22 protein-coding genes and 1 tRNA gene are annotated in these 17,601 nt (G+C 65.5%); 11 read left to right on the top strand and 12 right to left on the bottom strand.

The features are described from left to right. Positions 1-43 precede the first annotated feature (43 nt). The 4 genes from VFW69_RS03470 to pgm all read right to left on the bottom strand — a co-directional run bounded on the left by VFW69_RS03470 (position 44) and on the right by pgm (position 3,419). Positions 44-253, bottom strand: coding sequence for a hypothetical protein (locus tag VFW69_RS03470; protein ID WP_526498199.1), 210 nt, complete (start codon positions 251-253; stop codon positions 44-46). Between the two features lie 143 nt (positions 254-396). After that, positions 397-469, bottom strand: a tRNA-Ala gene (locus VFW69_RS03465). A gap of 56 nt (positions 470-525) precedes the next feature. Continuing rightward, positions 526-1,695 (bottom strand): MFS transporter, encoded by a 1,170-nt coding sequence (locus VFW69_RS03460; RefSeq protein ID WP_526498204.1) that lies wholly within the window; start codon positions 1,693-1,695, stop codon positions 526-528. A 92-nt stretch (positions 1,696-1,787) separates the two neighbouring features. Next, positions 1,788-3,419: a phosphoglucomutase (alpha-D-glucose-1,6-bisphosphate-dependent) gene (pgm, locus tag VFW69_RS03455; RefSeq protein WP_526498197.1), complete on the bottom strand. Its 1,632-nt coding sequence runs from the start codon at positions 3,417-3,419 to the stop codon at positions 1,788-1,790. Positions 3,420-3,520: 101 nt separating this feature from the next. Between pgm and crcB (VFW69_RS03450) the strand changes: the two genes are divergently transcribed. Next, positions 3,521-3,919, top strand: coding sequence for a fluoride efflux transporter CrcB (gene crcB / locus VFW69_RS03450; protein WP_526498195.1), 399 nt, complete (start codon positions 3,521-3,523; stop codon positions 3,917-3,919). An 11-nt stretch (positions 3,920-3,930) separates the two neighbouring features. Beyond that, positions 3,931-4,299, top strand: coding sequence for a fluoride efflux transporter CrcB (gene crcB, locus VFW69_RS03445; RefSeq protein ID WP_526498202.1), 369 nt, complete (start codon positions 3,931-3,933; stop codon positions 4,297-4,299). Positions 4,300-4,317: 18 nt separating this feature from the next. On the opposite strand, the gene VFW69_RS03440 is transcribed toward crcB (VFW69_RS03445), so the two are convergent. From VFW69_RS03440 to VFW69_RS03430, 3 genes are read right to left on the bottom strand one after another with little or no spacing between them, the layout of a single operon-like run. After that, on the bottom strand, positions 4,318-4,944 hold the full coding sequence (locus VFW69_RS03440) for an acetyltransferase (RefSeq protein WP_526498193.1): 627 nt from the start codon (positions 4,942-4,944) through the stop codon (positions 4,318-4,320). A 40-nt stretch (positions 4,945-4,984) separates the two neighbouring features. Beyond that, complete coding sequence (locus tag VFW69_RS03435) at positions 4,985-5,341, bottom strand: DUF488 domain-containing protein (protein ID WP_526498191.1); 357 nt, start codon at positions 5,339-5,341, stop codon at positions 4,985-4,987. A gap of 39 nt (positions 5,342-5,380) precedes the next feature. After that, positions 5,381-6,304: an HpcH/HpaI aldolase/citrate lyase family protein gene (locus VFW69_RS03430; RefSeq protein ID WP_526498189.1), complete on the bottom strand. Its 924-nt coding sequence runs from the start codon at positions 6,302-6,304 to the stop codon at positions 5,381-5,383. Between the two features lie 315 nt (positions 6,305-6,619). Between VFW69_RS03430 and VFW69_RS03425 the strand changes: the two genes are divergently transcribed. From VFW69_RS03425 to VFW69_RS03415, 3 genes are all read left to right on the top strand, one after another. Beyond that, entirely contained in the window at positions 6,620-6,895 is a 276-nt protein-coding gene (locus VFW69_RS03425) for a WGxxGxxG family protein (protein ID WP_526498187.1), read from the top strand. A 243-nt stretch (positions 6,896-7,138) separates the two neighbouring features. Then, entirely contained in the window at positions 7,139-7,708 is a 570-nt protein-coding gene (locus VFW69_RS03420; RefSeq protein WP_526498185.1) for a hemerythrin domain-containing protein, read from the top strand. A gap of 39 nt (positions 7,709-7,747) precedes the next feature. Beyond that, positions 7,748-9,223, top strand: a complete 1,476-nt coding sequence (locus tag VFW69_RS03415) for a protein adenylyltransferase SelO (protein ID WP_526498183.1) — start codon at positions 7,748-7,750, stop codon at positions 9,221-9,223. 2 nt (positions 9,224-9,225) lie between these two features. Here the strand turns inward: VFW69_RS03415 and VFW69_RS03410 are convergent, their stop codons facing one another. The 4 genes from VFW69_RS03410 to VFW69_RS03395 form a co-directional block, all read right to left on the bottom strand. Continuing rightward, positions 9,226-10,053, bottom strand: a complete 828-nt coding sequence (locus VFW69_RS03410; RefSeq protein ID WP_526498180.1) for an LLM class F420-dependent oxidoreductase — start codon at positions 10,051-10,053, stop codon at positions 9,226-9,228. Positions 10,054-10,127: 74 nt separating this feature from the next. After that, a complete protein-coding gene (locus VFW69_RS03405; protein WP_526498178.1) occupies positions 10,128-10,538 on the bottom strand; it encodes a DUF4267 domain-containing protein in 411 nt (136 codons plus the stop codon). 58 nt (positions 10,539-10,596) lie between these two features. Further along, on the bottom strand, positions 10,597-10,848 hold the full coding sequence (locus VFW69_RS03400; RefSeq protein WP_526498200.1) for a hypothetical protein: 252 nt from the start codon (positions 10,846-10,848) through the stop codon (positions 10,597-10,599). A gap of 36 nt (positions 10,849-10,884) precedes the next feature. Then, positions 10,885-11,481: a TetR/AcrR family transcriptional regulator gene (locus tag VFW69_RS03395; protein ID WP_526498176.1), complete on the bottom strand. Its 597-nt coding sequence runs from the start codon at positions 11,479-11,481 to the stop codon at positions 10,885-10,887. A 99-nt stretch (positions 11,482-11,580) separates the two neighbouring features. On the opposite strand from VFW69_RS03395, the gene VFW69_RS03390 reads away from it, so the two are divergent. The 3 genes from VFW69_RS03390 (at position 11,581) to VFW69_RS03380 (ending at position 13,772) form a co-directional block, all read left to right on the top strand. Beyond that, positions 11,581-12,585 (top strand): oxygenase MpaB family protein, encoded by a 1,005-nt coding sequence (locus VFW69_RS03390; RefSeq protein WP_526498174.1) that lies wholly within the window; start codon positions 11,581-11,583, stop codon positions 12,583-12,585. A 72-nt stretch (positions 12,586-12,657) separates the two neighbouring features. Beyond that, positions 12,658-13,161, top strand: a complete 504-nt coding sequence (locus tag VFW69_RS03385; RefSeq protein ID WP_526498172.1) for an RNA polymerase sigma factor — start codon at positions 12,658-12,660, stop codon at positions 13,159-13,161. Next, a complete protein-coding gene (locus VFW69_RS03380) occupies positions 13,158-13,772 on the top strand; it encodes a methylated-DNA--[protein]-cysteine S-methyltransferase (protein ID WP_526498170.1) in 615 nt (204 codons plus the stop codon). Before VFW69_RS03385 ends, VFW69_RS03380 begins: the two co-directional genes overlap by 4 nt. Positions 13,773-13,818: 46 nt before the next feature. Here VFW69_RS03380 and VFW69_RS03375 read toward each other — a convergent pair whose 3' ends face one another. Then, on the bottom strand, positions 13,819-14,220 hold the full coding sequence (locus tag VFW69_RS03375; protein WP_526498168.1) for a DUF732 domain-containing protein: 402 nt from the start codon (positions 14,218-14,220) through the stop codon (positions 13,819-13,821). Between the two features lie 185 nt (positions 14,221-14,405). Here VFW69_RS03375 and VFW69_RS03370 point away from each other — a divergent pair, with 185 nt between their 5' ends. The 3 genes from VFW69_RS03370 to VFW69_RS03360 all read left to right on the top strand — a co-directional run bounded on the left by VFW69_RS03370 (position 14,406) and on the right by VFW69_RS03360 (position 17,580). Beyond that, positions 14,406-15,863, top strand: a complete 1,458-nt coding sequence (locus VFW69_RS03370) for a phospholipase D-like domain-containing protein (protein WP_526498166.1) — start codon at positions 14,406-14,408, stop codon at positions 15,861-15,863. Between the two features lie 81 nt (positions 15,864-15,944). After that, positions 15,945-16,808, top strand: a complete 864-nt coding sequence (locus VFW69_RS03365; protein ID WP_526498164.1) for a phytanoyl-CoA dioxygenase family protein — start codon at positions 15,945-15,947, stop codon at positions 16,806-16,808. A gap of 337 nt (positions 16,809-17,145) precedes the next feature. Continuing rightward, positions 17,146-17,580, top strand: a complete 435-nt coding sequence (locus VFW69_RS03360; RefSeq protein ID WP_526498162.1) for an STAS domain-containing protein — start codon at positions 17,146-17,148, stop codon at positions 17,578-17,580. Positions 17,581-17,601: the final 21 nt, after the last annotated feature.

Genomic DNA, 17,601 nt, shown 5'->3' with positions numbered 1-17,601 from the left:
GTGGGGGGGTGCCCGTCTCACGGCCTCCTGCGGGCCCGCTGTGTTAGTGGGCGAGCTCGACGACCTCGCCCCTGATCGCCCAGCGTTGATCGACCGGGTCAGCGAGGAGCAACTCGCCCGCAACGCACAGGTGGTCGGCGGGTTCCCACTTGACGCCCTCACCTCGAGGGGAGACGAGCCGCGGCACGAGGCCGAGCACGGCCCGGCGTTGATCAAGCAGCAGCTTCTCCTGCTTGCCGTTCAGCACGTACAAGACCGCGGTGTAGCTACTGCCGTCACTTCGTTGCCGGACCCGGATCGACGCACTCGGATATTTTACAATTGATTCTTGACAGTGATCTTGACGCAACACCGCCCGCGCGCTAGGTTAACGCCTCTGACCTGCAATTATCTCGGTGGAGCTAAGGGGACTCGAACCCCTGACCCACACACTGCCAGTGTGGTGCGCTACCAGCTGCGCCATAGCCCCGAGAAGTCGTGCCCATCGAAGCTACACCACCGTTAACCGTCCTTCAAAGTTGCTGCTCAGACCGGCTCGACGTCTGGCTCAGACGCCATGAGATCCGCCTCCAGATCCACCGCGGTTCGGGTCTCCGGCGCCACCCCCCAGCCGATGGCGGCGATCAGCAGAACGATCCCGCTGATGACGAACCCCGACGTGTAGCTGAACTGCTCGGCGCTCCAACCGACCGCCATCGACCCGACGATGGCACCCAGATCCGACATCATCTGCACCGCCGCCACCGGAAGGCCTGCGCGCGCCTCATTGCCCAGAATGTCGGCGACCGCGGCCTGCAGCGGTGACATATAGATTCCCGTCATCGCTCCGACCACGCCGGCCGCAACCATGAACACCGGCAACGACGACACAAAGCCCAGCCAGACGGTCGCCACCCCGGACGTCACCAGGCCGATGATCAACAAGGTGCGCCGACCCATCCGGTCCGACAGGTAGCCACTGGGGATGACGGCCAGCGCGTTGCCCCCGGCGAACGCCGCGAGTACCACGCCGATGATGCCGATGCCGCGGCCCATGACATCGGAGATGAACAGCGGGACCAGAGCGACGCGCAGTCCGAACGCGGACCAGCCGGTCGCGAAATTAGAAAGCAGCGCCGACCGGTACGCACGCACCCGCAGCGCGTCGCCCAGCGTCACCGTCGATCGTGTCGGGGGCGGCGGGGCGGCCAGCGCCGAATTCCGCAGGCTGTAGAACAGCACCACCGCGACACCGAGCATGGCCACGCCGTAAACGACGAACGGCGCGGTCAGCCCCCAACCCGCCGCCAGTCCGCCGACCGCGGGACCGCCGACCGCGCCCACCATGAACGAGGTGGTGAACAGTCCCGCGATCCGCCCCCGCGCGTCGGGAGGGCTGATGTGGATCATCAGTCCCAGCGCCGACACATAAAACATCGTCGACCCGATGCCGCTGAATACTCGGAAAAGCATTAACTGCCAGTAGGCCTGGGAAAAGGCACACGCGGCCGTCGACACCGCCACGATCAGCAAACCGCCGATGTAGATGCGCCGCTCACCCAACCGCTCGGTCAGCAGGCCGCTGATCGGTGCGAAACACAACCGGCTCAACGAAAAGACGGTGACCAAGAATGTCACCGCCTTGATGCTGACCCCGAAGGTGCGTGCAAAGGTCGGTAGCGCCGGTGAGATCACACCGTAGCCCAGGGCGATCATGATGTTCGCCCAGCTCAGGATCCAGACTTCGCGTGGCAACCGGCTAGTACGGGACGCACGGTCCTCCGGGCGGGCAAGACGGAGGGAAAAGGTCACCCAATGACTTTATTAACTACCTCGCGCGCGGTTTCTTGCACCTCCGCCAAATGCTCAGGCCCGTTGAAGGATTCGGCGTAAATCTTGTACACGTCCTCGGTGCCCGACGGACGCGCGGCAAACCACGCATTGGCCGTGGTTACCTTCAATCCGCCCAGCGGGGCGCCATTGCCCGGCGCCGCGGTCAGCTTCGCCGTGATCGGCTCTCCCGCCAATTCCGTCGCGGTTACCTGGTCGGCGGAAAGCTTCGACAGCCGGGCCTTTTGGTCGCGGTCGGCGGGCACGTCGACCCGCGCATAGAACGGCGTGCCGTACTCGGCGGTCAGCCGCTGATAGCGCTGGGACGGACTCGATCCGGTGACCGCAAGAATCTCCGAAGCCAGCAGCGCCAGGATAATGCCGTCCTTGTCGGTGGTCCACACCGAGCCGTCCCGCCGCAGGAATGACGCCCCGGCCGACTCCTCGCCGCCGAAGCCGATTGTTCCGCCGATCAGGCCGTCGACGAACCACTTGAATCCGACCGGCACCTCGATCAGCTTGCGGCCGATGCCGGCGACCACCCGGTCGATCATGGACGAGCTGACGGCGGTCTTGCCGACCGCGATGCCGCCCGGCCACGACGGCCGCTGCGTGTAGAGGTATTCGATGGCCACCGCGAGATAGTGGTTCGGGTTGAGCAGCCCTTCGTCGGGCGTGACGATGCCGTGGCGGTCGGAGTCGGCGTCGTTGCCGGTGGCGATCTGGTAGCGGTCGCGGTGGGCAATAAGCCCCGCCATCGCGTCCGGCGAGCTGCAATCCATTCGGATCTTGCCGTCGTGGTCCAGCGTCATGAACCGCCACGTCGCATCGACCAGCGGATTCACCACGGTCAGATCCAGGCGATGCCGCTGGGCGATCTCGCCCCAATAGTCCACGCTGGCCCCGCCCAGCGGGTCGGCGCCGATCCGCACCCCGGCCTCGCGGATGGCATCGATGTCGACCACGTTAGGCAAGTCGTCGACGTAGTTGCCCTGGTAATCGTGGCGCTGCACGGTCTGCAACGCGCGGTCCAGCGGAATGCGTTTGACACCCACCCCGTCACGCAGGATCTCGTTGGCGCGCTTGGCAATTGCGTTCGTTGCGTCGGTGTCGGCCGGGCCGCCATTGGGCGGGTTGTATTTGAAGCCGCCGTCGGCGGGCGGGTTGTGCGACGGCGTCACGACGATTCCGTCGGCCAGCGCCTCGGTGCGGCCGCGGTTGTAGGTGAGGATGGCGTGGCTGACCGCGGGTGTCGGCGTGTACCGGTCGCGGGAGTCGATCATGACGGCGACGTCGTTGGCGGCCAGCACCTCCAGCGCAGACACCCAGGCCGGCTCGGATAGGCCGTGCGTGTCCCGGCCGATGAACAACGGGCCGCGTGCGCCGTGCTCGGCGCGGTACTCGACGATGGCCTGGGTGATCGCCAGGATGTGAGCCTCGTTGAACGCGCCATTGAGTGCTGACCCGCGGTGCCCCGACGTGCCGAAAGCGACCTGTTGAGCGACATCACCAGGATCGGGATGGATCGAGTAATACGCCGTCACCAGGTGGGGCAGGTCGACGAGGTCTTCGGGCTGGGCCGGCTGACCGGCGCGTGGGTTGGCCACCATGATTACCAATTCTGCCCGCGTCCGCGTCCCCCCGGGCTGCGCCGGTCTGGACTTCCGCCATACGCTGCGTAGCGCACCGGCAAACGGAGGGAATCCACCCAGTGGCTCAACGGGACTATCGCGAATTGGCCGCGGTGTTTGCCGGTGGGGCGCTGGGCTCCCTGGCCCGTGCGGCCGTGAGCACGCTGGCCGGCGGTGACCCGGCGACCTGGCCATGGCCCACGTTCACGGTCAACATCGTCGGGGCGTTTCTAGTGGGTTACTTCACCACCCGGCTGCTGGAACGGTTGCCCACGTCGAGCTATCGGCGCCCCCTGCTCGGCACCGGATTGTGCGGTGGTTTAACAACTTTCTCGACGATGCAGGTCGAGACGCTGAAGATGATCGAACACGACCACTGGGGGCTGGCCGTCGGCTACACGGCCACCAGCATCGCGCTTGGACTGCTGGCGGTGCACCTTGCGACCAAGTTGGTGCGCCGCGTTCGGGTGCGCCGGTGACCGCCGCCACGGTGACGACGGCTCTGGTCTGGGTCGGCGTCGCGCTCATCGGCGGCATCGGGTCGGTGCTGCGCTTCGTCATCGACCGCACCGTGGCGCGCCGGGTATCCCGGCCGTTTCCCTTCGGCACGCTTGCCGTGAACATCAGCGGCGCAGCGCTTTTGGGTTTCCTCGGCGGCCTGGCACTGAACAAGGAGGCCGCTTTGCTGGCCGGCACCGCCTTCGTCGGCGCCTACACCACGTTTTCCACCTGGATGCTGGAGACGGAGCGGCTCGGCGAGGAACGCCAGCTGCGCGCCGCACTGGCCAACATCGTTGTCAGCGTCTTGCTCGGTGAAGCGGCGGCGTTCATCGGACAGCAGATCGCGCAGCAGCTGTGATGCGGGCGCGCCGCGCCATCAGGTGTCGCGTTGACGCGGGATGTCGTCGGGAGTGCGAGGCAGCACATACAGCGCCATCCGCCGATTCGACATGTCATGCTCGCCGAGAAATGCGCAGCCGCCTCGTTCACAGAACTTGCGCGCCAACGCATTGCGATGATCGGGATCGAACATGATGCGGCGACACCTTGGATCGAGGGTGAAGATGCTGATCACCAAATACGGCAGCAGGTGACTGACGTGCCCGCGTTCGATGTAATCCAAATCGGCAACCGCGACATGCAGTCCCAAATCGTACGGGTCATGGTCATATCGCGCAGCGATGGAATCCTTTGCCGCTCTGTATAATTCGATGTATCCGCGGTCAACCCCGTCCAAGGTGGCGATGAGCGGGCGAGAAAATGCGCTTTCGAATTGCGCCCTTAGGTAGCGGTGCCACCGCGGCACCGGCCAGTTGGATTCCCAGGCCTCGACCAAATGCGGCCGACTCATCCACTCCGAGACCATCTCGGCGTCGGCGTCCGGGTCGGCAACGCGCAAACCGTACGGCTCGGGCAGTTCCGGAATGGGCGGTGGCCCGACGCTGCGGATCGCCTCGGGAAGGTCGGTCAGTTCCCGCGGAAGGATGGGTTCGGCGTTAGTCATGTCAACCGGCGAGCCTACGACGCTGTTGATCTGAGCGAGGTCACCGGGGTTGGAGCAGCTTGGCCAGGACCGCCGCCTGGCTGATGTCCAGCTCACGGGTCGCGGTCACCAGCGTCACGGCTTTCCGCTTGGCGAGCTCGCGCAGGTCTTTTAGCGCGGCACTGTCACGCAGTTCGGTCTTGTAGCGTGACGCGAATTCGTCGAACCGGCCCGAATCGTGCTGATACCACTCGCGCAGGTCCTTCGACGGCGCGACGTCCTTGCACCAGATACCCACCCGTGGATCGTCTTTGCGCACTCCTCGCGGCCACACCCGATCGACCAGGACACGCTGCCCCTCGTCAAGGCTGACCTCGTCGTAGACCCGCGCCACCCGGACCCGCCTCTTGACGCTCACACGCCCAGGGTAACCGCGGACGTGGAGGCGTCCATCGGCTCAGTAGTGATAGGTATCCGAGGGTGCCGGCGAGTGATCCCGTTCTTCGTCGTCGAACTCCGGCGGTTCGATGCCGTATGCACGGCCCAGCTCGAGAATCTTTGTGGCCCGGGCGATGCGAGGCAGATCGGAGCCGTTGCGGATCTCTCCCCCGTCACGCTCAAACTCGGCGAAAAACTCCTTAGCCCATGAAATTTCGTCATGCGAGGGAGACAGGCCCTCGTTCACCACGGCACACTGATCCGGGGTCAGACAGATCTTGCCCGTCATCCCGAATTCCACGGAAACGGCCGTGGCCTCGCTCAGCTTCAAAGCGTTGGAGCCGATCGTGGGCCCGTCGATCGCGCTGGGCAGGCTGGCGGCCTTGGCCGCGATCGTGAAGCGTGACCGGGCATACGCCAGCGTGCCCGGGTCTTCCCCGAAACCGGTGTCGCGGCGGAAATCGCCGATGCCGAAAGCGAGCCGGAAGGTACCTTTCGCCGCGGCGATCTCGGTGATGCGCTCCAGGCCGCGAGCCGTTTCCACCAGCGCCACAATCGGCACGTTGGGCAAGCGTTGCGCCGTCTCGGTGACGTGGTCCACCGATTCGACCATCGCCAGCATCACCCCGCCGACCGGTGAACCCGCCAGCGCGGCGAGGTCGTCCGCCCACCATGGAGTGCCGAAGCCGTTGATGCGGACCCAGTCGCTATTCCCGGCGTTCAACCAACGCACCACGTTGTCACGAGCGGCGTGCTTGTCCTTGGGCGCGACGGCGTCCTCGATGTCGAGGACGACGATGTCAGCGCGCGAGTGCGCCGCGGACTGGAACCGGTCGTCGTGTGCACCGTTCACCAATAGCCAACTTCGGGCCAGAACGGCGTCGATGCGGAAGCCGACGACGTCGTCGGACTCTGGCGCGCTGTTGTTGACCTGCTCGTACATATCAGCTGATCTGTCGTCTTCTCGTGGTTGCGTTCCTGGGCCCCCTAACCGTAGCCCGAGCGGGTGAGAACTCACGCCGGACGGTCGTGTCACCGCTCGCTTCTCACCGGAACCCCGCCTGGCCGGGGATAGCCAGGAAACGAAACGGGCCCCGCGGCGGGTTTCATCGTGGTTGGCCGGGGTAGACCAGCCCTCGCCACGTTACGACCATCGGTCGTGCGTCGGTTTCTGCGGAGACTAGAGCAACCTGGTCCCGAAATGCGTCTCGATCAACCGTCTCCGGGCTCGATCGAGACAAACCCACGAGGAGTAGATATGCGTAGGGCCATAGCAATCGTTTCAGCCAGCGGGGCATTGTTGTTCGGCGGGGCAGGTGTCGCAAATGCCGCCGGTCCGAGTGCTCCCGCGCCGTCGTCCACTACAACGACATTGGCGGACAACAACAACAACACCGACCAACACAGCGACAAGTCCGGGCTGTGGGGCCTCGTTGGCCTCCTGGGCCTGGGCGGACTAGCCGGACTGATGCGCCGCAAGGACGCCGCTCACACCGGCGTCGGACCAGCCGCCCCTCGGGACCGCGGCGTTTAACCCCGTCGCGTAGCCCCCAGATCCCTGTCAGTTGCTGCGCAGCTGGCGGGGATCTGGCTGGGTGCTCGACGCCGCTACACAAACACCTTGTGCCGCAGCAGATTCTGATCTTTTGCCCTGGCGCGGAGAGCGTCGCGCACCGAGCAGCGCCGTTTGGTCACTTGTGCAGCGGGTATGCCTCGTTCAACCCGCACACAGCCCGCAGTGCGAAGTCCCAGTCCCCAGTCATTGGAGGTATCGGCGATGGCAGACCTCATCATCGAGTCGCCCGACGAAGTCGTCGCGTTCCTGAAAGCGCAGCACAACCTCATCGAGGACATGTTCGACCAAGTGCTGCACGCTACAGATCCCAAAGCGCGCGAGGAGCCGTTCACAACGTTGCGTCAGTTGCTGGCCGTCCACGAGACGGCGGAGGAAATGGTGGTGCATCCGCGCGTGCGACGGGAGGACGATGATGCGGGCGACGCCATCGTCGACGCCCGTCTCAAAGAGGAGCATGAGGCCAAGGAACTGCTGTCGGCGATCGAAAAGCTCGACATCACCTCGGCCGAGTTCATTGAACAGCTCACCAAATTGCGCGAAGCGGTGCTCGAGCACGCGCGGCAGGAGGAGGCCGAGGAGTTCCCCGTCCTGAAGCGCAAGGTAGACACCGACGACCTCAAGCGAATGGGGGCGGCGGTGCGCGCCGCTGAGGCCATCGCTCCGACCCGCCCCCATCCCGGCGTGGAATCGGCGAAACTGAACTTCGCGCTCGGGCCGTTCGCGTCCATGCTCGACCGCGCTCGCGATCTCATCGGCAAAGCCCTCGGATAGCGCACCGGCGCGCCTTCGAGTTTCCGTAGGCTCGATGAGATGAGCGTTGCCCCGGATACCACGGTTGCTCTCCAAAACCTGTTCTTCCGCGAGTTGCCGGAGATGGCGGTCCGTTGGCAGGCGGAGACGTTCCCCGAGTTGCAGCTGCTGGCGCTCAATGAGCCGCTGGCCGAGTCGCTGCGCCTCGATGCCGCCTGGCTGCGCGGCCCCGGCGGCCTGCGCTTCTTGGTCGGCAACTCGGTGCCGAGCGGCGCCACTCCGGTGGCCCAGGCCTACGCCGGTCACCAATTCGGGGGCTTCGTCCCGCGGTTGGGCGACGGCCGTGCCCTGCTGCTCGGCGAACTGGTCGACGGCGACGGGCGGCTGCGCGACATACACCTCAAGGGTTCCGGCGCCACGCCGTTCGCCCGTGGCGGCGATGGCCTGGCCGCGGTGGGGCCGATGCTGCGCGAATACATCGTCAGCGAGGCGATGCACGCCCTGGGCGTGCCGACGACGCGGTCGCTGGCTGTTGTGGGTACCGGGCGCCCGGTCCATCGCGAAGAAACACTGCCGGGTGCGGTGCTCACCCGCGTGGCCAGCAGTCATCTGCGGGTAGGCAGCTTCCAGTTCGCCGCGTCCACCGGCAACGAGGACCTGCTGCGCCGCCTCGCCGATCACGCGATCACCCGCCACCACCCCGGTGCTGCCGAGGCGGAGAACCCGTATCTCGCCTTGTTCGAAGCGGTGGTTGCCGTCCAGGCCTCGCTGATCGCGCAATGGATGCTGATCGGATTCGTCCACGGCGTGATGAACACGGACAACACGACCATCTCGGGCGAAACGATCGATTACGGGCCGTGCGCCTTCATGGAGGCCTACGACCCCGACACCGTCTTCAGTTCGATCGACTTCTGGGGACGCTATGCCTACCGAAACCAACCGGTCGTCGCCGGCTGGAACCTCGCGCGCTTCGCCGAGACACTACTTCCGTTGCTCTCGGCGAACACCGATGAGGCCATAGCGCTTGCGGAGCAGTCGTTCGCGATATTCCAAACCCGCTACGACGCCGTGTGGAGCGCCGGGATGCGCGCCAAACTCGGCTTATCCGCCGACGTCGACGCCGAGCTCGCCACGGTGCTGGTCGAGGAACTGCTTGCGCTGCTCAAAGAGAACCACATCGACTACACCTCGTTTTTCCGCCAGCTCAGCCACGCGGCGCGGGGGGATGCCAAATCCGATGCCGAACCCGTCCGCGGGTTGTTCTCCGATCTCGCCGGATTTGACGCGTGGCTTACGCGTTGGCGGGCGTTGGGTCCCGACGCCGATGCGATGGATCGCACCAACCCGATCTACGTTCCGCGTAACCATCTGGTCGAGGAGGCCCTGACCGCCGCGACGGCCGGCGAGCTGGGACCACTGGACCAACTGCTCGCTGCGCTAACCGACCCCTATGCGGAACGGCCGGGCCTCGAGCGTTACGCCGCTGCCGCCCCCGAGGACTTCGGCAAGTATCAAACCTTCTGCGGTACTTGACCTTACGATAGCTCGGCGAGCTCGGCCCGCAACCCATCCAGGCGTTCTAGAGTCTGATCGTGAGGCTCGGTCGGCAGGTCCACCAAGAGGTGTTTCAATCCCAGATCGCGGTAACCCTCGAGCTCCTTCGCCGTCGGCTTGCCGCCGTGGAAGTGGATCACCGGCACGTTCTGGCCGGCCACGTCACGCAGTTGCGCGAGCGGGTGTGACAAGTCCTGCGCGGACTGCGTCATCGACAGCCAGCCCGCGTTCAGCCGGGCGATGCGCTTGAAGCCCGCCGGTCCGCCGCCGAGGTAGAGCGGTGGATGGGGCTGCTGAACTGGCTTGGGCCAACTGTATATGGGGTCGAAGTCCACGAACTCGCCGTGGTATTCCGCCTTTTCGTGCGTCCACATCTCGATCATCGCGTCGAGCCGCTCGTCGACGACGCGGCCCCGGACCGAGGGGTTCACGCCGTGGTTGGCGATTTCCTCGCGCAGCCAGCCGATGCCCACGCCAAAACGAAATCGCCCCTGCGACACCAAGTCCAGCGAGGCAACCTCTTTGGCCGTGTGGATCGGATCGCGCTGGGGAACCAGTGCGATCCCGGTACCCAGGACCAGCCGTTCGGTGGCGACCGCCGCAGCGGTCAGCGCCACAAACGGATCCAGCGTGCGGTAATACTTCGGCGGAATCGGGCCACCGCCGGGATATGGAGTCTTGGCGTCGACCGGGATGTGCGAGTGCTCGGCGAGAAAGAGCGATTCAAATCCGCGCTGTTCGAGCGCCTTGCCCAAATCCGCGGGGCCAATGCCGTCGTCGGTAACAAATGTCAGCACACCGAAACCCATGATGCTCAGTCAACAGCATCACGACTCGCGTGTCAGCGCGAGCTGGTTCCGGCGGTTCGCTCGAACAGCTCAGCTCACGGCACCGGTTCTTCGGCCACCGCGCGGGTTGCCCGACGGGTGGTCGGACGTACCGCACCCCAAAGTCCGGCGGCAACACCGACCGCGGCGCCGCCCAGGCCGATGATCTGCTGAGACGGCTTCAATTCGCTGTGCACGCTCATTCCGCCGACCAGGTCGGCCACGTCGGCACCCGCGGAGGCCAGGAACCAGCCGCGCGTGTTCTTACCGCGTAGGGCCGCCCCCGCGAGCAGGACGCCGATCAGGGCGTCGCGATAGCCCATCGACCGCAACAGCAGTCGCGCGGTCGGCGTCGGTTCGTCCGGGTCTCCCCACAATTTGTTTGCCCGCAGAGGGTCGACGAGGAAGGAAACGCCAGAGGCAAGTCGGATGGTGCCCGCAAGGAGGCCGAACCGGTCGATGGACATGCTCTGAGAGCCTAGGAGCAAACCGTCCGACCGTGCACGTATTTCATTCGCAAGTCGCTCACGGCGCGGGGCAGGAATCGGCGAGCTGCAGCGCCGCCGGCCACAGCACCGTGGCCACCCCGAAGGCCGCAGCGTCCGCGCCGCTGGTCGACACGGCTTCTATGCGTGCCTGAATTCGCTGGGTCTGCTCGGGGTGAAAAACGGTCCACGCGAATCCAATACACAGGTATGGGATCGCCAGCCACACCGTCAATTCGATCAGCGCGCCGACGCTGACCTTGCGCCCGAGGATGCGCCGGACCGGGTCCATCGCGTGTTCGATTCCGCTGAACAATCACACTCCCGGCTACCGCAGCACCAGTTTCAGAGCGTAGTCGACGACGACGTCGAGATCGCTGCCCAAATGCCCGGCGAGCCACTGCTGCGCGAGCTCTGCCATGGCGCCCGTGTACAGGGCCGCGGCGACCTCCGCGGCCACCGGATCGGAATCGGGGTTGAGACGCCAACCCTCGGTCAGTACGCCCTCGCGCAGCATGTCCTGCGTGGCGCGGCGCCGGGCGGCCAATACCGGGTTGGTGCGCGCGTCGGTGAACAACACCCGGCCGCGACGCGGATCGGCCGAGGAAAAGCCCAGCACCGCCGCGATGCCGGCCCGGGTCCGGGCGCCCAGCGAATCACCTGCCTGCTCGATAGCGGCCTCGATCACTTCGCCGAGCTGCTCGCTCACCTGGTCGTAGACGGCACCGAGCAGATCGTCGGTGTCGCGGAAACTTTCGTACAAATAGCGTGTGTTCAGCCCGCATTCCCGGCACACCGAACGCACCGAGACGGCCGCCTCACCGCCGCTGCCGAACAGCCGGTAGGCGGCCTCCACCAGCAGCGCACGACGCTCGGCGCGGCGGTCCTTGAGCGGTATACCGGCCCACCGGGTGGGACTCGACATCCCTACAGCGTAAGTCGTGAAGGCTCGGGTCTTGTCACACCTGTAGCCAAAACCTTATTCTGGTTACAGTCGTGACCAGAAGTTTCGAGGGGATGTGCCGTGTTTCTGCCACACCAGATCGTCGGGCAGATGATCAACAAACGGTTGGACGACAACATGCGGCGGTTCTTTTTCCGTGGCATGGAGTTCGCCGCGCCCGTCGGCGATCCGGGTTGGTTCGGTCCCGACAGCGCCGTGTGGCGGGTGCACTCGCACTTGCCCGCGCTGATCTTCGGGCTGCAGTGCGCCGCCTTCATGGAGACCCTGGACCCGTCGATCTACTGGATGGGCATGCACCACTCGCGACTGATCAAGCGCGACGGCAACGGAAATCCGATATCGCAGGTACCCCACATCGATCCCGAAGGCGCCGCGACACGCCTCGGCCACTCGGTGGCGTTCTTCATCGGCACGGCATACGGGTCGACGGAAACCGCAGAGCGCCTGGCGAAATCCGTGCGCGCGATGCACCACACGATCAAGGGCACTCGTCCCGACGGTGCCCGCTACGACGCCGACGACCCCGAATGGCTGCGGTGGAACTATGCGACGGTCGTCTGGGGCCTGGCCACCGCGCACGAGCTTTATCACCCAATGCCGTTGCGCGGCAGGAAACTCGACCGCTATTACGGGGAGTTCGTCCGAGTCGGGCACGCGCTGGGAGGCACCGACCTGCCGACCACGAAGGCCGAGACGCTCGAGTGCCTGGAGTCCTACTTACCGAAACTGGCCGTCACGCACGGCAAGGCGATGGGCACCGGCCCCAACGTTTCCATGCCGCAGTCGGCGGTCGACTGGGCCACCCGCGACACCATGCCCAAATGGGCCAAGCAGATGCTGCAGCACCGCGACTGCAACATCGTCGAGCGAACGGCTCGCCGCACGGCGGTGTGGTCGATCATCAATGGGATCAACGCGGCATCCGGCCCTGCCCCGGAATTTCGGCAGGCCCTGGCCAGGGTGAAGGGGGGCACCACGGTCCCCCACACTCTGCCGACCTACGTACTCGGCAGCGATGAGGTCCGAAGCCGCTCCGAGGTGGAGCGCAGCTTCCAGTCGGTGTAGTCGCTCCCGCCGCCCCCGGTGCTCGACACTGGGGACATCTCACAAAGTTCCCGGGCGAAACGTCTACACAGCGTGACAGCCAAACGACCGTTTGAGGCGGTGGTCGTCGACCACGGCCGAACCGTATTGCGGGTATGCCGCGCCATCGTCGGGCCGGTCGACGCCGACGATGCGTGGTCGGAGACCTTTTTGTCCGCGTTGCGGGGCTACCCGGACCTGCCCGGCGAGGCCAACGTCGAAGCCTGGCTGGTCACCATCGCGCACCGTAAAGCCATCGATCTCACCCGGGCCCGGGCGCGACGCGCGGTGCCGACCGACGAGGTCCCCGAGACGGCAGGACCGGCAGATCCCGGCAGGGACGACGACCTTGCCGACGCACTGGCGCGGCTGCCCGCCAAGCAGAAGCAAGCCGTGGCCTACCACTATCTGGCCGGCCTGCCCTATTCCGAGATCGCCGCCATCCTCGGCGGCAGTCCCGATGCCGCCCGGCGCGCCGCCGCCGACGGCATCGCCACCCTCAGACGCACATACCCCGGCGTCACCGCCGGCACTACCGGGACAGGAGAACACCAATGATGAACGAACACGAAATGGCCCGTGACCTGGTGCAGATCACCGACGGCACCGCCGACGACCTCGATGCACTGCACGCCCGGCTCGCCACCGCAGCGCAATCCGAGAGCATCCTGGACATCGCCTATCGCGTCGTCGACAGCCCGGTCGGCGCCTTGCTCATCGCCGCCACCGAGCTCGGCCTGGTCCGCGTCGCCTACGCCAGCGAGGGACACGACACCGTCCTGCAAAGCCTCGCCGACCGGATAAGTCCACGCATCCTGCTCTCACCCGGCCGTCTCGAGACGGCCGCACGACAACTCGATGAGTATTTCGCCGCCGAGCGAAACGAATTCAGCGTGCCGCTGGACTGGCGGCTTTCGGCCGGATTCCGCGGCACGGTGCTGCGTCAGCTGCCCGGGATCGGCTACGGCCACACCGCGAGCTACGCCGCGGTGGCCAAGCTGGCCGGCAATCCCAACGCGGTTCGCGCCGTCGGCACTGCCTGTGCCACCAATCCGCTACCGGTGGTGGTGCCGTGCCACCGGGTGGTGCGCAGCGACGGCGCGCTGGGCGGCTATCTCGGGGGTGTGGAAGCCAAACGCATCCTGCTCACTCTCGAGTCCGCCGCATGAGCCTCATCCGGGCGAATCCCGTTGCGCTACAACTCAATGCCGACCGCTACGCAGCGCCCGGTGTGATGATGGGTATGTCGATGATCGGCAGTGGCTGCGGCGTCGGCGCGGTCGGCGGTGCCTGGGTGACTTGTTGTCCTAGGTGCTGGGGGCAGTAGGCGCTCGCCGCGATCATCGTGAACTGGGCGGCGCCGTCCACCGTGAATCCTGGATTACTCGACGACACGCTCTTGATGACGTCGACCTGCGCGCTGCCCTCGTCCATCAGTTCGCATGCCCTTTTACCCACCCCCACGGCGGCAGCCGGATCCTGATAGGTGATGCCGGCTTTGTTGAGCGCCGCGATGAAGCTCGCATCTGCTCCCGACGTGCCGACCGGATCGGCATGCGCCGGCGCCGCCGCACCTATGAGCGCGGCGCAGCCCGCAAGCACAACCAGCATCCGCATCGCTTCATCCTCATATAGATCGGCGCCCGTGTCCTGCCGAGCCCCCTCCGGCTGCGCGCAACCGCGGCAAGCGGGCAGGATGAGCCGCCGGGTGGCGATTCCTCACAAATCCTGGCACCCGCCCTGGATGTGGTACACAGTGGCTATGTCCGCGCTGTCCCATCAACATCGTTGAGAGCCCCGGCGTGCACGACGATCGACTTCTGACTCCCGGCCAGACCTGCTGGCGCACGGCGCAGGCCGACCAGTTCGCCTCCATCATCGACGCGGCCGACTACTTCAAGCACGTCAAGGCGGCGATGCTGCGGGCACGCCATCGAATCATGCTGATCGGCTGGGATTTCGATTCCAGGGTGACCTTCGAGCGGGGCGAGACGACACTTCCCGGGCCAAATCAGCTGGGCGCGTTCCTCTATTGGATGCTGTGGAAACGGCCGGGTCTGGATATCTACCTACTGAAGTCCAATCTGCGGCTGCTGCCGGCCTTCGACGGCATCTGGTTTGGCCTCACCCCCGTGTCGTTGCTGAACCAGATCAGCAGTAGGCGAATGCATCTCGCCATCGACGGCGCCCACCCGATCGGCTCTGTGCATCATCAGAAGATCGTGGTCATCGACGATGCGGTGGCGTTCTGCGGCGGCATCGACTTGACGCTCGCACGCTGGGACACCCGTGCGCATGCGCATGACAATGCGCACCGCCGCACCGCGGGGCGCAGCTACGGGCCGCGACACGATGTCGGCCTGGCAGTCGACGGTGCGGCAGCACGGGCCCTGGGCGAGCTGGCCCTGGACAGGTGGCAGACCGCGACCAAGCAATCGATGTCGCCGGTGCAGGCCAAGCACAACGCCTGGCCCAGCAAGCTGGAACCGAACTTGCGCAACGTCGACATCGGAATCGCGCGCACCGTGCCGGAGCTCGACGATCGGCCCGGGGTCCGGGAGGTGGAAGCGCTCAACCTGGCCGCCATCGCGGCGGCGCGCAACACCGTCTATGTGGAGAACCAATACCTGGCGTCCCGAACCATTGCCGAAGCGCTGGCTAGGCGGTTGCGCGAAGACGACGGTCCAGAGATCGCCATCGTGCTCGCCCGCAAAGGCAACAACCCGCTCGAGCGCGGAACCATGGACAGCGCCCGCCACCGCCTCATCCGACTGCTGTGGGAAGCCGACGAGCACGGCCGGTTGGGCATCTATTGGCCGGTGACCGACGGCGGCACGCCGATCTACGTCCATTCGAAGGTACTGGTGGTCGACGATCGGCTGCTGCGCATCGGCTCCTCGAACTTCAACAACCGCTCGATGGGGTTCGACAGCGAGTGCGACGTGGCGATCGAGGCACAGCCGGCCAATTCCGAGCACGACCACCTGCGCCGCGAAATCACCTCGGCGCGAAGCGAATTGATGGCGGAGCATCTCGGTGTTTCGGTGGGCGAGTTCGAAGACGCGATCGGCGAACGCCGTTCGTTCTTGAAGGCGATCGAAACACTACGGGGAGACGGCAAGACGTTGCGGCCCTTCACCGAGCGCACCATCGCCAACGAGGCGGGGCCGCTGGCCGAGAACGACCTGATGGATCCCGACCACGTGCCACGGTCGCTGACCCGCAGCGTGCAACGGTTCATCACCGGCCTCCGGGGTTGACCGGTCGGCGATTCGGGTGTGGGGTGGCCCGAACTCGGCCTAGTGTGGGCAGAAGTGCCAGTGGACCAAGGACGAGGACCCATGAGCATCGACGACGAATCCGTCACCACGCTAGAGGACCTGCGGGGCGACCTGGCGCAGCGGTACAAGCGGACGCCGACCGCTGGAAGTTCGGTGGACAGCGCGATCGTCGAGGCCGACATGGCCGCGCTGGATCGCGACGGCTACGTCATCTGGGAGAACGTGCTCAGCCCCGAGGAGTGCTCGCAGATCCGTGAGGTCGTGCGCCCTTGGCTGGGACACACCGGACGCAACTCTTTTGAGGGCCTGCGCACCCAGCGCATCTACAGCGTGCTGAGCAGGACCCGGGTGTGCGATCGCCTTGTCGATGACCCGCGGGTGCTGGCGGTGCTCGATCGGCTGTTGATGCCCAACTACCTGCTTTCGGCGTTGCAGGCCATCAACATTCACCCCGGCGAGGCCGCACAGCTGGCGCATCACGACGACGGCTTCTACCCGATTCCGCGTCCCCGGCCGCCGCTGGCGGCCGCGACGATCTGGGCGATCGACGACTTCACCGCCGACAACGGCGCCACGTTCATCTACCCGGGCAGCCACCGCTGGGGAAAGCGCCGGCCGGGTCCAGACGATCAGGCCCTACCCGTCGTCATGCCCGCCGGGTCGTGCGTCTTCTTCGTAGGCACCCTGTGGCACGGTGGGGGCGCCAACAACACCGATCGCGAGCGCCTCGCCATCACCGCCCAGTATTGCCAACCGTGGCTGCGGCCGATGGAGGCCTACACCCTGTCGATATCGCGCGACATCGCCCGAGCGGTCTCCGATGACATTCGCCGGATGCTCGGCTACAGCATTCACCCGCCGTTCGTCGGCTACGTCGACGGTCTGCACCCGCTACGGCTGTTGGAGACTAACCCGGACTCGTAGGTTCTGGCTGCGCGTTATCAGTGAGTCTGTTAGTTGCCGATTCGGCCGGCCCTGGTCCGAGATCAGGCGACAGGCAACAGATTTCAAGTATGGTCTCCCAACAGCAGGATCGCTCCCCGAAGCAGCCAAGCCAGCTACGCACGTCCGGGGCGCGAGCTAACGGAAAGTGGGCTATCCTTCCCTATAGGTTGAGTTCACAGCCTGTGGACACGCGGATAGTGCATCAACTCATTTCTTCGCATTCATCATGAATCCTGACGACTGGCCATAGCCACCTTGCGATTCGATCGACGCGTACCAACCGGCTTTGCACCCTTGATCGAAATGAGATTGACTGATGATCGCTCCTTTGTCTGCGAACACTACTCCCCGTGGCTTCATGCCCGGCAGCTGTGTAGTCGATTGCAACGGTGCGCAATTACGCGCGCATTCCCGAGGCCAGGTGACCGTTGTGGAGGTCACCGGTGATATCGACGCTACCAACATCGATCGCTTCTACGAATACTCCAACCGGTTCGTCGGGGAGGCGCCCGGCCTGATCCTCGACCTCAGTCGTGTCGACTTTCTTTGCGCTAGAGCGATTTCCATTCTTATGTCAATTGATAACGACTGCCGCAGCGCGGGAACGAGCTGGGCCATTGTCGGCGGCCCGTTCGTCCGACGTCTCCTGCAACTGGGTGATCCTTGCGAGGGGCTGCCCACAGCGGACTCGAGGCGCCAAGCGCTCAACCGGATTGCCGCCCAACAGCATGCGCGTCAGGCCGCATCCTAGCCGGATGCGGCCTAGAAAAGC

It is taken from the genome of Mycobacterium sp. (assembly GCF_036273375.1).
Classification (GTDB): domain Bacteria; phylum Actinomycetota; class Actinomycetes; order Mycobacteriales; family Mycobacteriaceae; genus Mycobacterium.
This window is presented reverse-complemented; position numbering and strand designations above follow the sequence as displayed.

What these genes read in the sequence shown, in the direction of transcription:
- VFW69_RS03375 (WP_526498168.1), bottom strand. Translation starts at nt 14,220, where the DNA reads ATGCGGATGCTGGTTGTGCTTGCGGGCTGCGCCGCGCTCATAGGTGCG.
- VFW69_RS03415 (WP_526498183.1), top strand. Translation starts at nt 7,748, where the DNA reads ATGAGCGTTGCCCCGGATACCACGGTTGCTCTCCAAAACCTGTTCTTC.
- VFW69_RS03410 (WP_526498180.1), bottom strand. Translation starts at nt 10,053, where the DNA reads ATGGGTTTCGGTGTGCTGACATTTGTTACCGACGACGGCATTGGCCCC.
- VFW69_RS03425 (WP_526498187.1), top strand. Translation starts at nt 6,620, where the DNA reads ATGCGTAGGGCCATAGCAATCGTTTCAGCCAGCGGGGCATTGTTGTTC.
- VFW69_RS03420 (WP_526498185.1), top strand. Translation starts at nt 7,139, where the DNA reads ATGGCAGACCTCATCATCGAGTCGCCCGACGAAGTCGTCGCGTTCCTG.
- VFW69_RS03400 (WP_526498200.1), bottom strand. Translation starts at nt 10,848, where the DNA reads ATGGACCCGGTCCGGCGCATCCTCGGGCGCAAGGTCAGCGTCGGCGCG.
- VFW69_RS03460 (WP_526498204.1), bottom strand. Translation starts at nt 1,695, where the DNA reads ATGATCGCCCTGGGCTACGGTGTGATCTCACCGGCGCTACCGACCTTT.
- VFW69_RS03405 (WP_526498178.1), bottom strand. Translation starts at nt 10,538, where the DNA reads ATGTCCATCGACCGGTTCGGCCTCCTTGCGGGCACCATCCGACTTGCC.
- VFW69_RS03440 (WP_526498193.1), bottom strand. Translation starts at nt 4,944, where the DNA reads ATGACTAACGCCGAACCCATCCTTCCGCGGGAACTGACCGACCTTCCC.
- VFW69_RS03380 (WP_526498170.1), top strand. Translation starts at nt 13,158, where the DNA reads ATGATGAACGAACACGAAATGGCCCGTGACCTGGTGCAGATCACCGAC.
- VFW69_RS03360 (WP_526498162.1), top strand. Translation starts at nt 17,146, where the DNA reads ATGATCGCTCCTTTGTCTGCGAACACTACTCCCCGTGGCTTCATGCCC.
- VFW69_RS03395 (WP_526498176.1), bottom strand. Translation starts at nt 11,481, where the DNA reads ATGTCGAGTCCCACCCGGTGGGCCGGTATACCGCTCAAGGACCGCCGC.
- VFW69_RS03365 (WP_526498164.1), top strand. Translation starts at nt 15,945, where the DNA reads ATGAGCATCGACGACGAATCCGTCACCACGCTAGAGGACCTGCGGGGC.
- VFW69_RS03430 (WP_526498189.1), bottom strand. Translation starts at nt 6,304, where the DNA reads ATGTACGAGCAGGTCAACAACAGCGCGCCAGAGTCCGACGACGTCGTC.
- pgm (WP_526498197.1), bottom strand. Translation starts at nt 3,419, where the DNA reads ATGGTGGCCAACCCACGCGCCGGTCAGCCGGCCCAGCCCGAAGACCTC.